The 18,103-nt window shown below is 65.0% G+C and carries 17 protein-coding genes; 12 read left to right on the top strand and 5 right to left on the bottom strand.

Features of this window, described 5'->3' with window-relative positions; genetic code table 11:
• Positions 1–74 precede the first annotated feature (74 nt).
• A complete protein-coding gene (locus tag Q4G14_RS04225) occupies positions 75–2,195 on the bottom strand; it encodes an ATP-binding protein (protein WP_303360468.1) in 2,121 nt (706 codons plus the stop codon).
• Between the two features lie 113 nt (positions 2,196–2,308).
• On the opposite strand from Q4G14_RS04225, the gene Q4G14_RS04220 reads away from it, so the two are divergent.
• From Q4G14_RS04220 to Q4G14_RS04200, 5 genes are all read left to right on the top strand, one after another.
• Entirely contained in the window at positions 2,309–2,710 is a 402-nt protein-coding gene (locus Q4G14_RS04220) for a ketosteroid isomerase-related protein (protein WP_303360467.1), read from the top strand.
• Positions 2,707–3,288: a GNAT family N-acetyltransferase gene (locus tag Q4G14_RS04215; protein WP_303360466.1), complete on the top strand. Its 582-nt coding sequence runs from the start codon at positions 2,707–2,709 to the stop codon at positions 3,286–3,288. Before Q4G14_RS04220 ends, Q4G14_RS04215 begins: the two co-directional genes overlap by 4 nt.
• Positions 3,285–4,139: a carbon-nitrogen hydrolase family protein gene (locus Q4G14_RS04210; protein WP_303360465.1), complete on the top strand. Its 855-nt coding sequence runs from the start codon at positions 3,285–3,287 to the stop codon at positions 4,137–4,139. Before Q4G14_RS04215 ends, Q4G14_RS04210 begins: the two co-directional genes overlap by 4 nt.
• A gap of 86 nt (positions 4,140–4,225) precedes the next feature.
• Complete coding sequence (gene arfB, locus Q4G14_RS04205) at positions 4,226–4,654, top strand: alternative ribosome rescue aminoacyl-tRNA hydrolase ArfB (RefSeq protein WP_303360464.1); 429 nt, start codon at positions 4,226–4,228, stop codon at positions 4,652–4,654.
• 5 nt (positions 4,655–4,659) lie between these two features.
• Positions 4,660–5,133, top strand: coding sequence for an NUDIX hydrolase (locus Q4G14_RS04200; RefSeq protein WP_303360463.1), 474 nt, complete (start codon positions 4,660–4,662; stop codon positions 5,131–5,133).
• Between the two features lie 122 nt (positions 5,134–5,255).
• Here the strand turns inward: Q4G14_RS04200 and pncB are convergent, their stop codons facing one another.
• Together pncB and pncA are read right to left on the bottom strand one after the other, a co-directional pair.
• On the bottom strand, positions 5,256–6,548 hold the full coding sequence (gene pncB, locus Q4G14_RS04195) for a nicotinate phosphoribosyltransferase (protein ID WP_303360462.1): 1,293 nt from the start codon (positions 6,546–6,548) through the stop codon (positions 5,256–5,258).
• A 4-nt stretch (positions 6,549–6,552) separates the two neighbouring features.
• The gene (gene pncA, locus Q4G14_RS04190) at positions 6,553–7,149 is read right to left on the bottom strand and encodes a bifunctional nicotinamidase/pyrazinamidase (RefSeq protein WP_303360461.1); all 597 of its coding nucleotides are present in this window, start codon (positions 7,147–7,149) and stop codon (positions 6,553–6,555) included.
• 183 nt (positions 7,150–7,332) lie between these two features.
• On the opposite strand from pncA, the gene Q4G14_RS04185 reads away from it, so the two are divergent.
• The 4 genes from Q4G14_RS04185 (at position 7,333) to Q4G14_RS04170 (ending at position 11,986) form a co-directional block, all read left to right on the top strand.
• A complete protein-coding gene (locus Q4G14_RS04185; RefSeq protein ID WP_303360460.1) occupies positions 7,333–8,922 on the top strand; it encodes an SLC13 family permease in 1,590 nt (529 codons plus the stop codon).
• Between the two features lie 36 nt (positions 8,923–8,958).
• Positions 8,959–9,864 (top strand): rhodanese-related sulfurtransferase, encoded by a 906-nt coding sequence (locus Q4G14_RS04180; protein ID WP_303360459.1) that lies wholly within the window; start codon positions 8,959–8,961, stop codon positions 9,862–9,864.
• 81 nt (positions 9,865–9,945) lie between these two features.
• Positions 9,946–10,800 (top strand): 3-mercaptopyruvate sulfurtransferase, encoded by an 855-nt coding sequence (gene sseA, locus Q4G14_RS04175; protein WP_303360499.1) that lies wholly within the window; start codon positions 9,946–9,948, stop codon positions 10,798–10,800.
• A gap of 1 nt (position 10,801) precedes the next feature.
• A complete protein-coding gene (locus tag Q4G14_RS04170; protein WP_303360458.1) occupies positions 10,802–11,986 on the top strand; it encodes an amino acid aminotransferase in 1,185 nt (394 codons plus the stop codon).
• 115 nt (positions 11,987–12,101) lie between these two features.
• Here the strand turns inward: Q4G14_RS04170 and Q4G14_RS04165 are convergent, their stop codons facing one another.
• Both Q4G14_RS04165 and greA read right to left on the bottom strand, forming a co-directional pair.
• A complete protein-coding gene (locus Q4G14_RS04165; protein WP_303360457.1) occupies positions 12,102–13,034 on the bottom strand; it encodes a hypothetical protein in 933 nt (310 codons plus the stop codon).
• Entirely contained in the window at positions 13,031–13,501 is a 471-nt protein-coding gene (greA, locus tag Q4G14_RS04160; protein WP_303360456.1) for a transcription elongation factor GreA, read from the bottom strand. Before greA ends, Q4G14_RS04165 begins: the two co-directional genes overlap by 4 nt.
• Before the next feature lie 205 nt (positions 13,502–13,706).
• On the opposite strand from greA, the gene Q4G14_RS04155 reads away from it, so the two are divergent.
• The 3 genes from Q4G14_RS04155 to Q4G14_RS04145 all read left to right on the top strand — a co-directional run bounded on the left by Q4G14_RS04155 (position 13,707) and on the right by Q4G14_RS04145 (position 18,089).
• The gene (locus Q4G14_RS04155; protein ID WP_303360455.1) at positions 13,707–15,362 is read left to right on the top strand and encodes an electron transfer flavoprotein-ubiquinone oxidoreductase; all 1,656 of its coding nucleotides are present in this window, start codon (positions 13,707–13,709) and stop codon (positions 15,360–15,362) included.
• Between the two features lie 88 nt (positions 15,363–15,450).
• A complete protein-coding gene (locus Q4G14_RS04150) occupies positions 15,451–17,286 on the top strand; it encodes a tetratricopeptide repeat protein (RefSeq protein WP_303360454.1) in 1,836 nt (611 codons plus the stop codon).
• A gap of 2 nt (positions 17,287–17,288) precedes the next feature.
• Positions 17,289–18,089, top strand: coding sequence for a 4-(cytidine 5'-diphospho)-2-C-methyl-D-erythritol kinase (locus Q4G14_RS04145; RefSeq protein ID WP_303360498.1), 801 nt, complete (start codon positions 17,289–17,291; stop codon positions 18,087–18,089).
• The last annotated feature ends 14 nt before the right edge of the window (positions 18,090–18,103 follow it).

The following is an 18,103-nucleotide window of genomic DNA, read 5'->3' as shown; positions in this document are numbered from 1 at the left end:
AACCCTCGAATCCAATAATACTGCGCACTCGCTAGCAAATCTGTGCCTGATTGAAAACAGCCTGTCGCCAGCGGTCATGCTGCCTGACCCTCATCTGGCGGCAAGGGCGGGCGGGCGTCGGCGGGGGCGTGGCGGGTCAGTTGTTCGGTCAGCCCCGCGCGGCGCACCGGCTTGGTCAGCACTTCGTCGATGCCCGAGGCCAGCACCTCGGCCCGGTCCTCGTCGCTGACGGCGGCGGTTACGGCAACGATGCGGGTCGGGGGCAGGCCCTTGGCCTGTTCGATGCGACGGATCGCCTGCGCGGCCTGTTTGCCATCCATGACCGGCATCGACACATCCATCAGGATCAGGTCGGGCTGTTCCTGCTGCCAGATCGTCACCGCCTGCTGGCCATCTTCCGCCGGCAGCAAGATACAGTCGCAATGCCGCAGCATCTTTTCGATAACCAGCCGGTTGGTGGCATTGTCATCGGCGACCAGCACCTTCATCTGCCGCAGCTCGGTCGGAGGGGGCGCGGCATCGGCTGGCGTCGAGGCCGAAACCTGTGCGATCATCGGCGCCAGCAGGGCTTCACGGATCACCGGCAGGGTGACGACCCGATCAAATTCCTGCGAGGCCGGGTGCTGCTGGCTGGCGCTGACCATCAGCCAGATCTTGGTTCCGGGCGAGCGGCGGCGCAGCAGATCCACGCGCCGCATGATGCGATCCCGGTCGCCGGTGCAGAACAGCAACGCCAGGGCGGGGGGCGGGCCGCTGTCCAGCGCGTCCCGCAAGCCTTCGTCATCGTTGCGGATGTCCATGCGCAGGCCGGTTCCGGCGGTCATCCGGCGCAGGTGCCGCGACAGGACGCGATCATCCTGCACGGCCAGAATGGTGCCAGCCTGCGGCGCGACCGGCGGCAGCGGCTGCTGCGTGTTGCTGGCCGAGCGCAAGGGCAGGTTGACCCCAAAGGTGGACCCGGTGCCCGGATGGCTGTCCAGCCACAGATTGCCGCCCATGGCCTGCACCAGTTGCGCGGTGATGGCCAGCCCCAGCCCGCTGCCGCTGATGCCGGTCAGGCCCGGTTCTGCCAACTGGCTGAATTCCTCGAAGATCGAATCGACCCGCTCATCCGGGATGCCGGGGCCGCTGTCATAGATCAGCACGTTCGGCCCTTCGCTGCCCGGCGTCACGATCAGCCGCACAAAGCCCGTTTGCGTGTATTTCACCGCATTGCCCAGCAGGTTGACGACAACCTGCCGCACGCGCCCCTCATCGCCGTGCCAGCGGGTCGGCATCATCGGATCGCACAACACCCGCAGGTCCAGCCCCTTGGCGCGGGCGGAGGGTTGCAGCAGGGTCGCCACCTCGACCACGACCTTTTCCAGATCAAAGCTGGCTTCGGTCAGGCGGATGCCGTCGCTGCGCCCGCGCGAGAAATCGAGAACGTCGTTGATGATGGTCAGCAACGCCTCGGCCGAGTTGCGGATCGTTTCGGCGTAACGCTGGCGTTCCGGGTCAAGCCCGCTGTCGCACAGCATTTCCGCCATGCCGATGACGCCGTTCATCGGTGTGCGCAGCTCGTGGCTCATATGGGCCAGAAAGGTCGTCTTGGCGTCGCTGGCGCGGCTGGCCTCGGCCATCAGTTGTTCCAGTTCGAACTGCCGCGCCCTCTCGCGCGAGATGTCGCTGGCGATCAGCACCAGGTTGCCTGACGGGTCGCGGCGCATGGACCAGCGGAACATCTCGCCCGAAGACAGCCGCACGATCAGCGGTTCGGCATCGTCGGTGACGGCACGCATGACCCATTCCATCATCTGGGTGCCGGACATATCGGTCATCTGATGCCGGTCGATCGCATCGCACAGCAATTGCAGATGCACCCCGGTGTCGATCCGCACCTTTTGCCGGAAAAACGTGCGGAACGAGTTATTGGCAAAGATCAGCCGCTGATCCTTGCCAAAAATCGCAAAGCCGTCGCGCAGCGTTTCCAGCCCGTGCATCAGGCTGAGATTCTTGGTTTTGATCTGCCCGCTGACATGCAGAAATTCGAGGGCAACGGCCTGACTGGCCGGTGGCAACCGGCTGGCATCGGCCTGCGGCACCTGCCCCTGCCTGAGCTGAGTCAGGCATTCGGTTATCAGGTCGCGCAGTTGCGCCGCCTCATCCCGGCTGCTGTCTGGTTCCATCTGCGGCATGTCCGATTCGCTGTTCATCCCCGGTTTTCTATCCGGCCAAGGGTGAAGATCGCGTTAAACTGGTCCCAAGGGCTGGGGTGACGGCACCGCTTGCCCGCGCTATGCCGAAAGGGCCGCACAAGGAGAAGACGATGGACGCCAAAGCCCTGATCGCCGCCTATTACGACGCTTTCAACGCCGGTCGCACCGATGACATGATCGCGATGCTGCATGATGATGTGGAACACCACGTCAACGAGGGTAAAATCCGCAAGGGCAAGGCGCTGTTTGCGGAATTCAGCGCGCATATGACCGACAGCTATCGCGAGAATCTGACCGATATGGTGATCTTCGCCAATGATGCGGGCGACCGTGCGGCGGCGGAATTCGTGGTGAATGGCAGCTATCTGAAAACCGACCCCGGCCTGCCCGAGGCGCGTGGCCAGACCTATCGCCTGCCTGCCGGGTCGTTCTTTACCATCCGCGACGGCAAGATTGCCCGCGTGACCACCTATTACAACCTTGCCGACTGGGTGGCGCAGGTTTCCGCATGATCGAAACCCGCGTTCTGACCGGGGATGATCTGACCGCCGCGCTGGATGATGTGGCGCGGCTGCGGATCGCGGTGTTCCGCGACTGGCCTTATCTTTATGACGGCGATTTGGCTTATGAACGCGATTACCTGCGCGCCTATCAGTCGCCCGGAGCGGTGGTCGTGGCGGCGCTGGATGGCGGGCGCGTGGTGGGCGCGGCTACCGGCGCACCGATGGCGGATCACGCCGCCGATTTCGCCGCCGCCTTTGCCGACCGGCCCGAGCCGCTGGACCAGATCTTTTACTGCGCCGAATCGGTGCTGCTGCCTGAATATCGCGGCCACGGCCTTGGCCACGCCTTTTTCGATGCGCGCGAAGGCCACGCCCGCGCCCTGGGCCATCGCTATTGCGCTTTTTGCAGCGTGATCCGCCCCGATGACCACCCGGCGCGGCCCGCCGATTACCGCCCGCTGGATGGCTTTTGGCGCAAGCGCGGGTATCAGAAACTGCCCGGCGCTATTGCCTCGTTCACATGGCGGGATGTGGGCGACAGCACGGAGACCCGCAAAGACCTGCAATTCTGGATGCGCCCGCTATGAAGATCGCCGCCGCTGCCTATCCGCTGGACTGGTTCGACAGCTTTGACGACTATCAGGCCAAGCTGACGGCCTGGGTCGATGACGCGGGCGACGCCGATCTGCTGGTGTTCCCCGAATATGGCGCGATGGAGCTGGCCAGCCTTGGCGGGCGCGCGGTCGCCGGTGATCTGGAACAATCGCTGCACGAGGTGGCGCGGCACATGCCTGCCGCCGCCGCGCTGCATGAACGGCTGGCGCGGGAACGTGGCTGCCATATCCTTGCGGCATCCGGTCCGGTGTTTCAGGGCACGCGGCCGGTGAACCGGGCGGTTCTGTTCGGGCCGGGCGGGGTGATCGGGCATCAGGACAAACAGATCATGACCCGGTTCGAACGCGAAAGCTGGCATGTCGTCGGCGCGCCGGGCTTGCGGCTGTTCGATACCGATCTGGGCCGCATCGGGGTGCTGATCTGTTATGACAGCGAGTTTCCCCTGCTGGCGCGGGCGTTGGCGGATGCGGGGGCGGAACTGTTGCTGGTGCCCTCTTGCACCGATACGGTTGCGGGCTTTAACCGGGTGCGGATCGGGGCGATGGCGCGGGCGCTGGAAAATCAATGCGTTGTCGTGCATTCGCCCACGGTCGGGTTGTGCGACTGGTCGCCCGCCGTGGATGAAAACCGGGGCCGGGCGGCGATCTATGGCCCGCCGGATGGGCTGTGGCCGGAAACCGGGATCGTGGCCCAAGGCGCGATGGATGAACCCGGCTGGGTTTTCGCGCAGGTCGATCTGGCCCGCGTCCGGCAAAGCCGGGAAGGCGGCGCTGTGCTGCCATTTCGCGATTGGGCCGAATCGGATCACGGAAAAGTGATATGAAATCTGCGGCTATTCTGCGTCAGATTTCACATTAATTTAATCAATTTGCCTTTTCATGCAGGCATAACGGGACGTAAAGCTGCCCGATGCTCTATGTGTCAGACGCCATCCAACTCCATGAATGGGAGCTGTCGGAACAATTCACCCGGTCGCAGGGGCCGGGGGGGCAGAATGTGAACAAGGTCTCGACCGCCGTTGAACTGCGGTTCGAGGCGGAACGGTCGCCCAGCCTGACCGAGCCGGTCAAGCGGCGGTTGCGGCGGCTGGCCGGGCGGCGGTGGACACAGGACGGGGCTGTGGTGATTCTGGCGCAGGAAACCCGCAGTCAGGCGCGCAATCGTGAATTGGCGCGGGAACGGTTGGCGGAACTGATCCGGGCGGCAGCCGTTGCCCCTAAACGACGCATCGCGACCCGCCCGACTTTGGGCAGTCAACGGCGGCGGTTAAAGGCCAAGGCAGAGCGCGGCGAGATAAAGACTTTGCGCGGCAAGGTCGATGAAAGGCGGGACGATTGATTGAGATGAGTGGTAAAATCACGGCTGCGGCGGCTGTGATCCCTGCAGCGGTGGCGGGCAGCAGGCTTCAGGTCGGGGCGATCTGCCGCGATCCCCGCAATGGCAAAGTGCTGCTGATTACCAGCCGTGGCACCGGGCGCTGGATCATCCCCAAAGGCTGGCCGATGTCGGATCGCAGCGATGCAGATGCCGCGTTTCAGGAAGCGTGGGAAGAAGCGGGCGTCAAAGGCAAGATCAGCCGGGACGAGGTTGGCCGCTATGATTACGACAAGCTGAACGATTCGACGGGCGTCATCACCCCGGTTCAGGTGCGTGTGTTTGTCGCCGAAGTGTCCGGGCTTGCCGACAGCTATCCCGAAGCAGGTCAGCGCACCCGCCGTTGGGTTTCTCCGGGCAAGGCGGCGCGGCTGGTGGATGAAAAGGGCCTGAAAAAGATCCTGCGCAACCTGCCCGAAACCACGCCGCGCAAGTCGAAATAACACCGATGCCGCCGTTCGCGGCGTAGCCCTTGCCACAGCCGGATCGGCAGAATGATTGCCGCCATGCGCAAGGCTGCGCCTGAGCGCGGGGCCGCTGTCAGCGCCTGCGCCCGGCGCCTTGGTCAGACGATGACCTGCTGCGACACCTGATCGCCCACCCCGAACACCCGGCGATAGCGGGCGATTTCATCATCGGGACCAGTGGCCTTGGCGGGGTTGTCGGACAGTTTGACGGTGGGCCGCCCATTCGCCGCCACCGCCTTGCAGACCAGCGAAAACGGTGCCAGCCCGTCGCCTGCCACAAGGCCGCGGAAGTCGTTGGTCAACAGCGTTCCCCAGCCAAAGCTGACCTTCACCCGATCCTGAAACTGAGTGTAAAGCGTGTTGATCTGTTCGACATCCAGCCCGTCGGAAAAGATTATCAGCTTTTGTCGCGGGTCTTCGCCGCGTTCCTGCCACCAGCGGATCGCGGTTTCCGCCCCCGTCGCCGGATCGCCGCTGTCGATGCGCACCCCGGTCCAGCCCGCCAGCCAGTCGGGCGCGCCGTCCAGAAACCCCTTGGTGCCATAGGTGTCGGGCAGGATCACGCGCAGGTTGCCGTCATGTTCTTCGTGCCAGTCGGCCAGAACGCGATAGGGGGCCTGACGCAATTCATCGTCGGTATCGGCCAGCGCGGCATAGACCATCGGCAATTCATGGGCATTGGTGCCGATCGCCTCGATGTCGCGGCGCATGGCGATCAGGCAGTTCGAGGTGCCGGTAAAGCGGTTGCCCAGCCCCTCGATCATCGCCTGAACGCACCAGTCCTGCCACAGAAAGGAGTGGCGGCGGCGGGTGCCGAAATCGGCGATGCGCAGCCGGTCCAGATGCCGCAGGTTCTGGATCTTTTCCCAGATGCGGGTCATGGCGCGGGCATACAGCACCTGCAATTCGAACCGCCCCATCTCGCCCAGAACCGCGCGTGATCGCAGCTCCATCAGGATGGCCAGCGCGGGAATTTCCCACAGCATCACCTCGGGCCAGCGGCCTTCGAAGGTCAGCTCATACTGATCGCCCTTGCGTTCCAGATGATAGGGCGGCAGGCGCAGGTTCTCCAGAAACTCCATAAAGTCGGGGCGGAACATCTGCCGCTTGCCATAGAAGGTATTGCCGCGCAGCCATGTGCTTTCGCCGCGCGTCAGCGACAGGCTGCGCACATGGTCAAGCTGTTCGCGCAATTCGCCTTCGTCGATCAGCCGGGCCAGCGGCACGTCGCGGGATCGGTTAATCAGGCTGAATGTCACCTGCGTATCGGGCCGGTTGCGAAAAACAGACTGGCACATCAGCAGCTTATAGAAATCGGTGTCGATCAGAGACCGCACGATGGGGTCGATTTTCCATTTGTGATTATAGACGCGGGTGGCGATATCGACCATCTGATTACTCCTGCGTCACGCCGGCGGCGGCCATATCGGCGCGGGCGCGGTCCAGCGATCCGTCAAGGTCGATGGCACGGGTTGCGGTTTCAATGACACGGGCGCGAAAGCCCAGCCGGGCGGCGTCGATGGCCGACCACGCGACGCAGAAATCATGCGCCAGCCCGACAAAGGTCAGGTCGCTTGCGCCGCGTTCGCGCAGATAGCCCGCCAGCCCGGTTGGGGTCGTGCGGTCGTTTTCGTAAAAGGCGGAATAGCTGTCGATCTGCGGGCGAAATCCCTTGCGGATCACCAGATCGGCGACATCCACGGCCAGCGCGGGGTGAAACCCGGCCCCCTCGGTCGCGATCACGCAATGGTCGGGCCACAGCACCTGCGGGCCATAGGGCATCTGCGCCACGCTGAACGGCGCTGCGCCGGGGTGGTTGCTGGCAAAGCTGGCGTGATCCTGCGGGTGCCAGTCCTGCGTCAGCACGACGGTATCGTAATCGGCCATCAGATCGTTGATCGGCGCCACGATCTCATCGCCGCCAGCCACGGCCAGACGGCCGCCGGGGCAGAAATCCAGTTGCATGTCGATAACGATCAAGGCGCTTGCCACAGCCGTTCCCCCCAAGATTGCGCTGACCGTCAGTGGTAGCATCTGAGGGGGGCGCGTCAATGGCGGCAATCCCGTGCGATAAATGCGTCTTTCGGTCGCATGACGCTTGACGCTTGCGGCAGGTGCGTCGCAGTAAAGGACGATATACGTCAAAACTGACGGTAATGCGTGAGGGGGGAACTTATGATGGATGAACTGCGCCATCAGGGCCAATACGAAGAATATCCCGACGGTCCCGGTGCCGGCAATCGGTGGATATGGATTTTTCGCGCCGGCGGGATTGCGGCGGCGCTGATCGTTTACATGTTGCTGGGGAATGCGGCAGAGCTGTCGCCTGATGCCCGTGTGGTCGCGTCCATCGGCACGCTGATGGCGATCTGGTGGATGTCCGAGGCGATCCCGCTGTCGGCGACCTCCTTGTTGCCGGTGGTGCTGATTCCGGCGCTGACCGAACGGACGGTGACACAGACCACCGCAGCTTATGCCAATTCCATCGTGTTTCTGTTTCTGGGCGGCTTTCTGATCGCCATCGCGATGGAAAAATGGAACCTGCACCGCCGTATCGCGCTGCTGACGCTGCGCAAGGTCGGGGTCGAACCCAAGCGGATCGTGCTGGGCCTGATGCTGGCCACCGGCTTTTTGTCGATGTGGGTGTCGAACACGGCCACCACGCTGATGATGCTGCCGATTGCGCTGTCGGTGCTGAAACTGGTGATCGAAAGCAAGGCCACCACGCAAAGCGCCGATGATCTGGGCGATGCGCTGTCGGGTGGTGCCACCCTGTCGGATGCGATCCGCGATCCCGAAATCCGCGCCTTTGGCGTCTGTCTGGTGCTGGCGATTGCATGGTCGGCCAGCATGGGCGGGCTTGGCACGCTGCTGGGCAGCCCGCCCAACGCCATCGTTGCCGGCTATGTCCGCGATGAACTGGGGCGCGAGATCGGCTTTCTTCAGTGGATGATGGTTGGCACGCCGCTGGCCTTTACCTTTATTTTCATCGCGTGGTTCCTGATGACCAACGTGCTGTATCGGTTCAACCTGACCGAGATTCCGGGCGGGCGTCAGATGATCGACCGTGAAATCGCCGGTCTTGGCCCTGTGTCGCAGGGCGAACGGATGGTGATGCTGGTGTTTGGCGGTGCTGCGTTTTTCTGGGTGGTGCCGGGGCTGTTCAGCAGTCTGCTGGGCGTGAATCTTGGCCCGCTGGGCAGTCTGAACGACACGGCCATCGCTATCGCTGCGGGGATTTTGCTGTTCATCCTGCCGGGGCAGGGCACGCAGCGCATGGTTCTGGACTGGAAGGACGCCGAGGACGGCCTGCCTTGGGGTGTGCTGCTGCTGTTCGGCGGCGGTCTGGCGCTGGCGGGGGCGGTTGCGGCCTCGGGGCTGGATCAGTGGTTCGGCGCGCAGGTCTCGGGTCTGGGCACCTTGCCGATCCTTGCGCTGGCGGCGACTGTTACCCTGCTGATCCTGTTCCTGACCGAAGTCACCTCGAACACCGCAACGGCGGCGACCTTTATCCCGGTTCTGGGCGGGGTCGCGCTGGGTATCGGGGCCGATCCGATGACGCTGCTGATCCCGGCGGCCCTTGCGGCGACCTGTGCCTTTATGCTGCCGGTCGGCACGCCGCCGAACGCCATCGTGTTCGGTTCGGGCTATGTGACCATCGGGCAGATGGCGCGTGGCGGCGTGGTGCTGAATATCGTCGGTGTCGTGCTGATTACGCTGTTCTGCTATTTGCTGGGCGGCATGGCGCTGGGCTTGCAGTTCTAGGTTGCGGCACGGCGGCGCGGCGGCTAAGGGCAGCATATGCTGACTGTCGCCGCGTTGTATCACTTTACCCGTTTCGACGATCCGGCGGCCCTTCGCGGGCCGCTGTTGTCTGTGTGTCAGGATCATGGCGTGCGCGGCACGCTGTTGCTGGCGCGCGAAGGTATCAACGGCACCATCGCCGGGCCTGCGGCAGGCATCGCCGCCGTGCTGGATCACATCCGCGCCCTGCCGGGCTGTTCCGCGCTGGAGTGGAAGGAAAGCCCCGCCGAAACCATGCCCTTTGCCCGCATGAAAGTGCGGCTCAAACGCGAGATCGTCACCATGGGCCAGCCCGATGTCGATCCGACGGCGGCGGTCGGGCGCTATGTCGCGCCGCGCGACTGGAACGCGCTGATTTCGGCCAATGACGTGGTGGTGATCGACACCCGCAACGATTACGAATACGCCATCGGCAGCTTTGCCCGCGCCATCGACCCCGGCACCCGCAGCTTTCGCGATTTTCCGGCGTGGTGGCGGGCGAATGCCGATCAGTTCGCGGGCAAGCGGGTGGCGATGTTCTGCACCGGCGGCATCCGCTGCGAAAAATCCACCAACTTTCTGCTGGGCGAAGGCGTGCCCGAGGTGTTCCACCTGCAAGGCGGCATCCTGAAATACCTCGAAGACGTGCCCGCCAGCGACAGCCTGTGGCGCGGCGATTGCTTTGTCTTCGATCAGCGGGTCAGCCTGACGTATGGGCTGGCGCAGGGTGCGCATGACGGGCTGTGCCACGCCTGCCGCCGCCCCTTGTCGCCGGATGACCGCGCGCGGCCCGAATATGAGCCGGGCGTTCAGTGCCACCACTGCGCCACCGAATACAGCGACGCCGACCGCGCCCGTTTCCGCGAACGTCAGCGTCAGGTCGAACTGGCCGAGGCGCGCGGCACCTCGCATCTGGGCGGCTGACCCATTGCCCCGCAGCCCGGCTAGGGTTACATCGGGGCGATTTGTTGTTTGCGGTGACAGGGGAGCGGCATGAGCAGCACGATGACGGACGATCCGCAGGTTCTGGTTTCGACCGGCTGGCTGGCCGATCATATCAACAACCCCGATCTGCGCATTATCGACGCCAGTTGGCATATGCCCGCGCTTGGCCGCGATGCCCGCGCCGAATACGATCAGGCGCATATCCCCGGCGCGCGGTTTTTCGACATCGACGAAATCGCCGATAAACGCAGCGGCCTGCCGCATATGGCGCCTCCGGTGGAAATGTTCATCAGCCGGATGCGCGCCATGGGCATCGGCGACGGGCATCAGGTGGTGGTCTATGACAATTCCGATGTGCGCAGCGCCGCGCGGGTCTGGTGGACCTTTCGCCTGATGGGCAAGACCGACGTGGCGGTGCTGGACGGCGGTTTCCAGAAATGGCAGGCCGAAGGCCGCGAGGTCGAGGACATGCCCCCGATCCTGCGCGACCGTCACATGACGGTGCAGCGGCAGGCGCATCTGGTGCGCGACGTGACGCAGGTGGCGGCGGCATCCAAGTTGGGCGATTACCAGATCATCGACGCGCGCAGCCCCGAACGCTTTCGCGGCGATGTGCCCGAACCGCGCCCCGGCCTGCGCTCGGGCCATATTCCGGGCGCGCGCAACCTGCCGTTCGGGCAGGTGCTGAACGCCGATGGCACGATGAAATCGCCAGATGAGCTGCGCGCGGCCTTTCAGGCGGCGGGCGTCGATCTGACCCGCCCGGCCATCACCACCTGCGGCAGCGGCATCACCGCCGCCGTGCTGTTGCTGGCGCTGGAACGCGCCGGACACCGCGACCATTCGCTTTATGACGGAAGCTGGACCGAATGGGGCAGCTTTGACGACCTCAAGATCGCAACCGGAGACGCCTGAGATGCTGTCCAATCTGAAAGCCCAAGCCCCTGACAAAATCCTGATGCTGATCGAGGAATTCAAGGTCGATACCCGTCAGGGCAAGATCGACCTGGGCGTCGGCGTCTATAAGGACGCGCAGGGCCTGACCCCGGTCATGCGCGCGGTCAAGGCCGCCGAACAGCAGATCTGGGAAAGCCAGACCACGAAAACCTATACCGGGCTGGCAGGCGAGGCGGATTACCGCAACGCGCTGACCGGCATGATTATAGGAGATGGCTGGCCCGCCGACCGGGTGGCCAGCGTGGCATCCGTGGGCGGCACCGGCGCGGTGCGGCAGGCGCTGGAACTGGCGCGGCTGGCCAATCCGGCTGTAACGGTGCATGTGTCCGACCCGACCTGGCCGAACCATAACTCGATCCTGAAATTCATGGGGCTGCCCTCGGTCGAATACCGCTACTTTGACCCGGAAACCCGTGGCGTCGATTTCGAGGGGATGAAGGCCGGTCTGGCCCGCGCCCGCAAGGATGATCTGGTGCTGCTGCACGGCTGCTGCCACAACCCGACCGGCGCCAACCTGACGCTGGACCAATGGGCCGAGGTCGCCGACATTCTGGAAAAAACCGGCGCCATCCCGCTGATCGACCTGGCCTATCAGGGCTTTGGCGACGGGCTAGAGGAAGACGCGGCAGGCACCCGCCTGATCGTCTCGCGCCTGCCGCAGGTGCTGATCGCGGCGTCGTGCAGCAAGAACTTTGGCATCTACCGCGAACGCACCGGCCTGCTGCTGGCGGTGTGCGAAAACGCGGCCACCCGCGATCTGGCGCAAGGGTCGCTGGCCTTCCTGAACCGGCAGAACTTTTCCTTCCCGCCCGATCACGGCGCGCGCATCGTCTCGACGATCCTGACCAGCGACGCCCTGCGCGCCGATTGGGCCGCCGAGCTGGAGGACGTGCGCAAAGGGATGCTGGCCCTGCGCGAACAACTGGCCGACGAATTGCGCGACCTGACCGGATCAGACCGCTTCGACTTCATCGCCCAGCATCGCGGTATGTTCTCGCGCCTTGGGGCCACGCCGGAACAGGTGCAGCGGCTGAAACAGGACGCGGCGATCTATATGGTCGGCGATTCGCGGCTGAACATCGCCGGCCTGAACCAGCAGACGGTCCCGGTGCTGGCCCGCGCCATCGTGGACGCCGGTATCTGACAAGTGCGACGGGGGGGCACCATCTGCCGCCCCCCGCCACACCTGGGCTGCCATTTGTCATGGAAAACCGGCTGCGGGCTTCCTGTTTGCCCAAATACGCACCTTGGGGCGCGACCTAGCCAAAGATATGCGCCGCGCGCCCCAGCAGCATAAAGGCCCGCGCCGAACGGGTCTGCGCCAGATCGGCGATGTCATCGTCGCTCATCCCTGAAACCATCCGCGTCAGCGCCAGATCGAAATGGCGCAGAAAGTGATGGGCGCTGTCGCGGAAAATCTCGTCGTTTTTCAGCAGGGCGGTGGCGATGTCCAGCGCGGCTTCGTCATGGATGCCGCCGATTGCCGCCACTGAACTGCCGCGCGCGCCATCGGCAAAGCGGCGCCACAGCTCGGGCGGGGCCGGGTCGGGGCGCAGGCTGTCCATATACAGATCCGCCTCGGCCAGCAGCGTGACCACATCTTGCGCGGCGCGGATCAGCCGTGCGGTGTCGTGGTCGCGCAACGCGGCGCGCAGGGCGTCGATGGCGCGCAGATCGTCGGGACCATCGGGAAAGTTCAGTGCCAGAATCAGGTCGGTCGTGTCGATGGGCACGGATTCGGGCGCGTCAAAGCGCATCGCCGTTTGCCGCGTATCCGCAGGCCGTGCCCGCACGGCGGCGGCAGGTGGCGGGGTGGGTGCCGCAGCGGTCGGCATTGCTGCCGGAGCCGGGGCCGGGGCAGGCGGCGTTGCCAGTGCGGCAGCGGCGGGGCGGATCGTATCGCCCCCGGCCGTGCGCATCTGCGTCAGCTTTGCGCGCAGATCGTCGGCTTCGGCGCGCAGGGTGGCGATGGATCGCGCCAGCCCGACCGCCAGCCAGATCAGCGCCAGCGGCATCACCACACCGATGAAGGATGCCAGCCGCGCCAGCCCGCTGGCTGTGCCGTCGCCTGCCGGGCCAAACAGCCAGAACACCGCCACCATCAGCAGCCAGACGGCGGTCAGGGCAATGCCGACGGTCAGCGCACCGTCGCGCTGCCGCAGCAGTTCGATTCTGTCGCGCAGCCCGTTCATTCGTAGCGGATCGACAGGATTTCGTAATCTTTTTGCCCGCCCGGCGTCACCACCTCGACGGAATCGCCCTCTTCCTTGCCGATCAGGGCGCGGGCCAGAGGCGATTTCATGTTCAGCAGGCCGCGTTCCAGATCGGCCTCGGCCTCGCCGACGATCTGGAAGGTTTTTTCTTCGTCGGTGTCTTCGTCCAGCAGCGTGACCTTGGCACCGAATTTCACCGCCCCCGACAGGCGCGAGGTGTCGATGACCTCGGCCCGCGACAGGATCACCTCAAGTTCCTTGATGCGGCCTTCGATAAAGCTCTGCTTTTCGCGGGCGGCGTGGTATTCGGCGTTTTCCGACAGGTCGCCATGTTCGCGCGCCTCGGCGATCTGGCGGATCACCGCCGGGCGGTCATTCGCCTTGAGATCGCGCAATTCGTTTTCCAGCGCGTGATGGCCCGCGCGCGTCATCGGTATCTTTTCCATCGCTGCCCCTTCAGATGAGGTGTTAATCGAACGCCCCCGCCAATCAGGTGGCAGGGGCGCAACTGTTACGCCAAGCCTGACCCCAAGCGCGGGGAATTTGCAACCCCGCCGCACAGGTTCGGCAGAATTCTTCCCAGCGTCATGATTGCCCTGCGCAGGCAGGCGGGTTACTGATTTCGCCGGAACCAAGGGGAAGGACGCAGCCATGAGCGACGAGAGCCTCATCGAACGTGAATCGATGGATTATGACGTTGTGATCGTGGGGGGCGGTCCGTCGGGGCTGTCGGCCGCGATCCGGCTGAAACAGATCGACCGGGACCTGAACGTGGTCGTTCTGGAAAAAGGGTCGGAAATCGGGGCGCATATCCTGTCGGGCGCGGTGCTGGATACATCCGGCCTTGACCGGCTGATCCCCGAGTGGCGCGAACAGGGCGCGCCGGTCACGACCGAGGTGACGGACGACAATTTTTACATTCTGGGCGAGGCGGGCCAGATCCGTGTGCCGAACTGGCCGATGCCCCCCCTGATGTCGAACCATGGCAAATACATCGTATCCATGGGCAACGTCTGCCGCTGGCTGGCCGAACAGGCCGAGGCGCTGGGCGTCGAGATTTTCCCCGGCATGGCCGCTTCGCAGGTGGTCTGGGATGGCGACCGCGTGGCGGGCGTGGTCGCGGGCGAATTTGGCCGCAACCCCGATGGCAGCATCGGCGACGGGTATGAGCCGGGCATGGAGCTGCGCGGCAAATATGTGTTCATCGCCGAAGGTGTGCGCGGGTCGCTGGCCAAGGTCATCATGTCGCGGCTGAACCTGTCCCAGGGCCATGACCCGCAGAAATTCGGCATCGGCATGAAGGAAATCTGGGAAATCAGCCCGGAAAAATTCCACAAAGGCCGCGTCGTGCATACGATGGGCTGGCCGCTGGGCAAGAATGCGGGCGGCGGCAGCTTTATCTATCATCTTGAGAACAATCAGGTTCTGGTCGGCTTTGTCGTCCACCTGAACTATCAGAACCCGCATCTGTATCCCTATATGGAATTCCAGCGGCTCAAGCATCATCCGATGATCGCGGAATTGTTAGAGGGCGGCAAGCGGGTTGCCTATGGTGCCCGCGCGATCAGCGAAGGGGGCTGGCAGTCGATTCCGCGCATCGCCTTTGACGGCGGTGTAATGCTGGGCTGTTCGGCGGGGCTGGTGAACGTGCCGCGTATCAAGGGCAACCACAACGCCATGCTGTCGGGCATCGCCGCCGCCGAGGCCGCAGCCGCCGCCATCGCCGCCGGGCGCGAGGGTGATCGCCTGACCGCCTACGAAGACGAGGTGCGCAGCGGCCCCATCGCCAAGGATCTGAAACCGGTCCGCAACGTCAAGCCGATCTGGTCCAGGCTGGGCCTGTGGGCCAGCCTTGGTCTGGGCGGCTTCGACATGTGGGTGGCCAACCTTACCGGCTGGAACCCGCTGGGCACCTGGCGCCACGGCAAGACCGACGCCGCCGCCACCGGCAAGGCTGCCGATTTCGCGCCCATCGACTATCCCCGCCCCGATGGCAAGCTCAGCTTTGATCGGCTGACCAATGTGGCCTTCAGCTTTACCAATCACGAAGAATCGCAGCCCTGCCATCTGCGGCTGCGCGATCCTTCGGTGCCGGTGGCGGTGAACCTGCCCGAATATGACGAACCGGCGCAGCGGTATTGCCCGGCAGGGGTGTATGAGGTGATCCGGGACGATTCCGGCCCGCGGTTCGTCATCAACTTTCAGAACTGTGTTCACTGCAAGACCTGCGACATCAAAGACCCGTCGCAGAACATCGACTGGACGACTCCGCAGGGTGGCGACGGGCCGAACTACCCGAATATGTGATCTGGCCGGGCCGGGGTGGCGTTGCCCGCCGCCCGGCCTGCCATTAGGGTATCGCCGCAGATGCGACACTACCGACAGGACGGATGATTTGACCCGCAGCACCCGCAGACACGCCGCCTTGATCGTAACCCTGATTGCCGCCATGGCGGGCCAGACGGTCGCGGCGCAGGATGATGCCGCCCCGGCAGAAGCCGCCGAACAGGCTGAAACCGCGTCATCGGCCCCGCTGACGCGCGGTCTGGCCGGGCCGTATCTGGCGGGGCGTATGGCGGCGACCGACAATGATTTCCGCGCCGCCGCCGATTATTTCCTGCGCACCGTCTCGCAAGATCCCGGCAATGCTTACCTTGAGGATTCGGCCCTGATCGCGCTGGTGTCTTCGGGGCGGTTCGATCAGGCGGCGACTGTGGCGCACCGCATTGCGGATCAGCAGGAACATCCCTCGGAATTGTCGGGTCTGGTCCGCCGTGCGGATCTGGCGCGGGCGGGCGACTGGCCCGGCCTGATCGCGCTGCTGGATGCCGCCCCGCCGCTGGCGCAGGGTGAGCCTCCGGGCCGGGTTTTGCTGGACGAGATGCTGCGTGGCTGGGCGCAGATGGGGGCCGGACAGGCGACCGAGGCGCTGGCCACGTTCGAAGACCTGACCCGGATTCCCGGTGCGCAGGGGATGGTTAACTATCACCTTGCACTGGCCCGTGCGATGGCTGGTGATTACGAAGGTGCCGCGGATTTGCTGGCCGATCCGCAGACCGGGGCACATATTCTGGGCTTTATCGCCCGCGCGCAGATTCTGGCGCAGCTTGACCGCCACGAGGATGCCATCGACATGCTGGACGGCATTCAGGGCATCGAATCCGAACCGACCCTGCTGGCGCTGCGCGCGCAGCTTGTGACCGGGATGCCGGTGGCCTTTGACGTGATCCGTTCGCCGCAGGACGGGATGGCGCAGGTGTTTCTGACCTTTGGCATGGCGATGGCGCAGGCCCCCGGCCCTGACCCCGACCCTCTGGCGCTGATCCACGCCCGGCTGGCCAGTTGGCTGGCCCCCGATCTGGGCGAGGCGCGGCTGATGGTCGCCCAGCTTTTGCAATCGCAGGGGCAGTTCGATCTGGCCGAACAGGAATTCGATGCGCTGGCCGGTCTGGGCGCGGTGCGTCCGGTGGCCGAACTGGCGCGCATCGACGCCCTGTCCCGCGCCGAGCGCAAGGACGAGGCCGAAAAAGCCGCGCTGGCCCTGACCGCCGCTTATCCTGATCTGCCGCAGGCGTGGATCGCCTTGGGCGATCTGCTGCGCCAGCAGGCCAAGCACGCTGCCGCCGTGCCCGCCTATGACAAGGCGCTGACCCTGCTGGCCGATGCCCCCGACGATGCGCGCTGGTTTCCGCTGTATGCGCGCGCGATCGCGCTGGAACGATCCGGCCAGTTCGACCGGGCCGAGGCTGATTTTCTGGCCGCCATCGACATCCGCCCCGATCAGGCCAGCCTGCTGAACTATCTGGGTTATTCCTGGATCGACCGGAACATCAATCTGGAACGCGGTCTGGGGATGATTAAACGGGCCGTCGAACTGGCCCCGAACGATGGCTACATTCAGGATTCGCTGGCATGGGCCTATTACCGGCTGGGCCGCTATGACGAAGCGGTGGCGCCGATGGAAAATGCCGCGCGCAGCATGTCGAACGACCCGCTGATTAACGATCACCTTGGCGACATCTATTGGATGGTCGGGCGCAAGCGCGAGGCCGAAATCCAGTGGCGCCGGGCCTTGTCTTTGCTGGGCAGCGGTGCCCAGACCGAGGAAGACATGGACCCCGACCGTCTGCGCGCCAAGCTGGATCGCGGCCTTGATGCCGTGCTGGCGGATGAACAGGCCGATAACGGTGATGCGCGCCCCCCCGCAGGCAGTGCCGAACAACAGCCCTGATGCTGACGGAACCCGCGCCCGCCAAGCTGAACCTGACGCTGCATGTGACCGGGCGGCGCGGCGACGGCTATCACCTGCTGGATTCGCTGGTGGTGTTTGCCAGAGTGGGCGATGTGATTGCGCTGTCGTCCGGCGCTTTGTCGCTGCGCATCGACGGCCCCTTCGCGCCGGGGCTGGGTGCGGGCGATGACAACCTGTGCCTGCGCGCGGCCCGCGCCATCGGCGGGGATGCGGCGATCCGGCTGACCAAGAACCTGCCCGTGGCCAGCGGCATCGGCGGTGGTTCTGCCGATGCGGCGGCGGTGCTGCGCGGCTTTGCCCGGCAGGGGCTGGCGCTGCCCGCTTCGCCGGAACGGCTGGGCGCGGATGTGCCGGTCTGTCTGGCCGGCCGCCCCGCCCGGATGCGCGGCGTGGGCGAGATGCTGGACCCGGTTCCCGCCATCCCGCCGGTGCCGGTGGTGCTGGTCAATCCCGGCGTGGCGGTGGCGACCCCCGCCGTGTTTGCCGCGCTGGACCGCCGCGACAACCCACCCATGCCTGCGCCCGACTGGCGCGATGCCGAGGGGCTGATCCGCTTTGCCGCCGCCTGCCGCAACGATCTGCAAGCGCCCGCGATCCGCATTGCCCCCGCCATCGGCGATGTGCTGGATGCGCTGACGGCCACGGGCGCGCGGCTGGCGCGCATGTCGGGGTCGGGCGCGACATGCTTTGGCCTGTTCGACACCCCGGCGCAGGCACGGGCGGCGGCGGATGCGCTGCGCCGCCCCGGCTGGTGGGTGGCGCAGACGGAATTGAGCGGCTAATCTGCCCGCAAATC

It is taken from the genome of Paracoccus sp. (in: a-proteobacteria) (assembly GCF_030538755.1).
GTDB lineage: Bacteria > Pseudomonadota > Alphaproteobacteria > Rhodobacterales > Rhodobacteraceae > Paracoccus.
This window is presented reverse-complemented; position numbering and strand designations above follow the sequence as displayed.

Bases quoted from the DNA above. Each gene is read 5' to 3' on its own strand.
- Q4G14_RS04225 (WP_303360468.1), bottom strand. From the start codon at position 2,195: ATGAACAGCGAATCGGACATGCCGCAGATGGAACCAGACAGCAGCCGG.
- Q4G14_RS04220 (WP_303360467.1), top strand. From the start codon at position 2,309: ATGGACGCCAAAGCCCTGATCGCCGCCTATTACGACGCTTTCAACGCC.
- Q4G14_RS04215 (WP_303360466.1), top strand. From the start codon at position 2,707: ATGATCGAAACCCGCGTTCTGACCGGGGATGATCTGACCGCCGCGCTG.
- Q4G14_RS04210 (WP_303360465.1), top strand. From the start codon at position 3,285: ATGAAGATCGCCGCCGCTGCCTATCCGCTGGACTGGTTCGACAGCTTT.
- arfB (WP_303360464.1), top strand. From the start codon at position 4,226: ATGCTCTATGTGTCAGACGCCATCCAACTCCATGAATGGGAGCTGTCG.
- Q4G14_RS04200 (WP_303360463.1), top strand. From the start codon at position 4,660: ATGAGTGGTAAAATCACGGCTGCGGCGGCTGTGATCCCTGCAGCGGTG.
- pncB (WP_303360462.1), bottom strand. From the start codon at position 6,548: ATGGTCGATATCGCCACCCGCGTCTATAATCACAAATGGAAAATCGAC.
- Q4G14_RS04185 (WP_303360460.1), top strand. From the start codon at position 7,333: ATGATGGATGAACTGCGCCATCAGGGCCAATACGAAGAATATCCCGAC.
- Q4G14_RS04180 (WP_303360459.1), top strand. From the start codon at position 8,959: ATGCTGACTGTCGCCGCGTTGTATCACTTTACCCGTTTCGACGATCCG.
- sseA (WP_303360499.1), top strand. From the start codon at position 9,946: ATGACGGACGATCCGCAGGTTCTGGTTTCGACCGGCTGGCTGGCCGAT.
- Q4G14_RS04170 (WP_303360458.1), top strand. From the start codon at position 10,802: ATGCTGTCCAATCTGAAAGCCCAAGCCCCTGACAAAATCCTGATGCTG.
- Q4G14_RS04165 (WP_303360457.1), bottom strand. From the start codon at position 13,034: ATGAACGGGCTGCGCGACAGAATCGAACTGCTGCGGCAGCGCGACGGT.
- greA (WP_303360456.1), bottom strand. From the start codon at position 13,501: ATGGAAAAGATACCGATGACGCGCGCGGGCCATCACGCGCTGGAAAAC.
- Q4G14_RS04155 (WP_303360455.1), top strand. From the start codon at position 13,707: ATGAGCGACGAGAGCCTCATCGAACGTGAATCGATGGATTATGACGTT.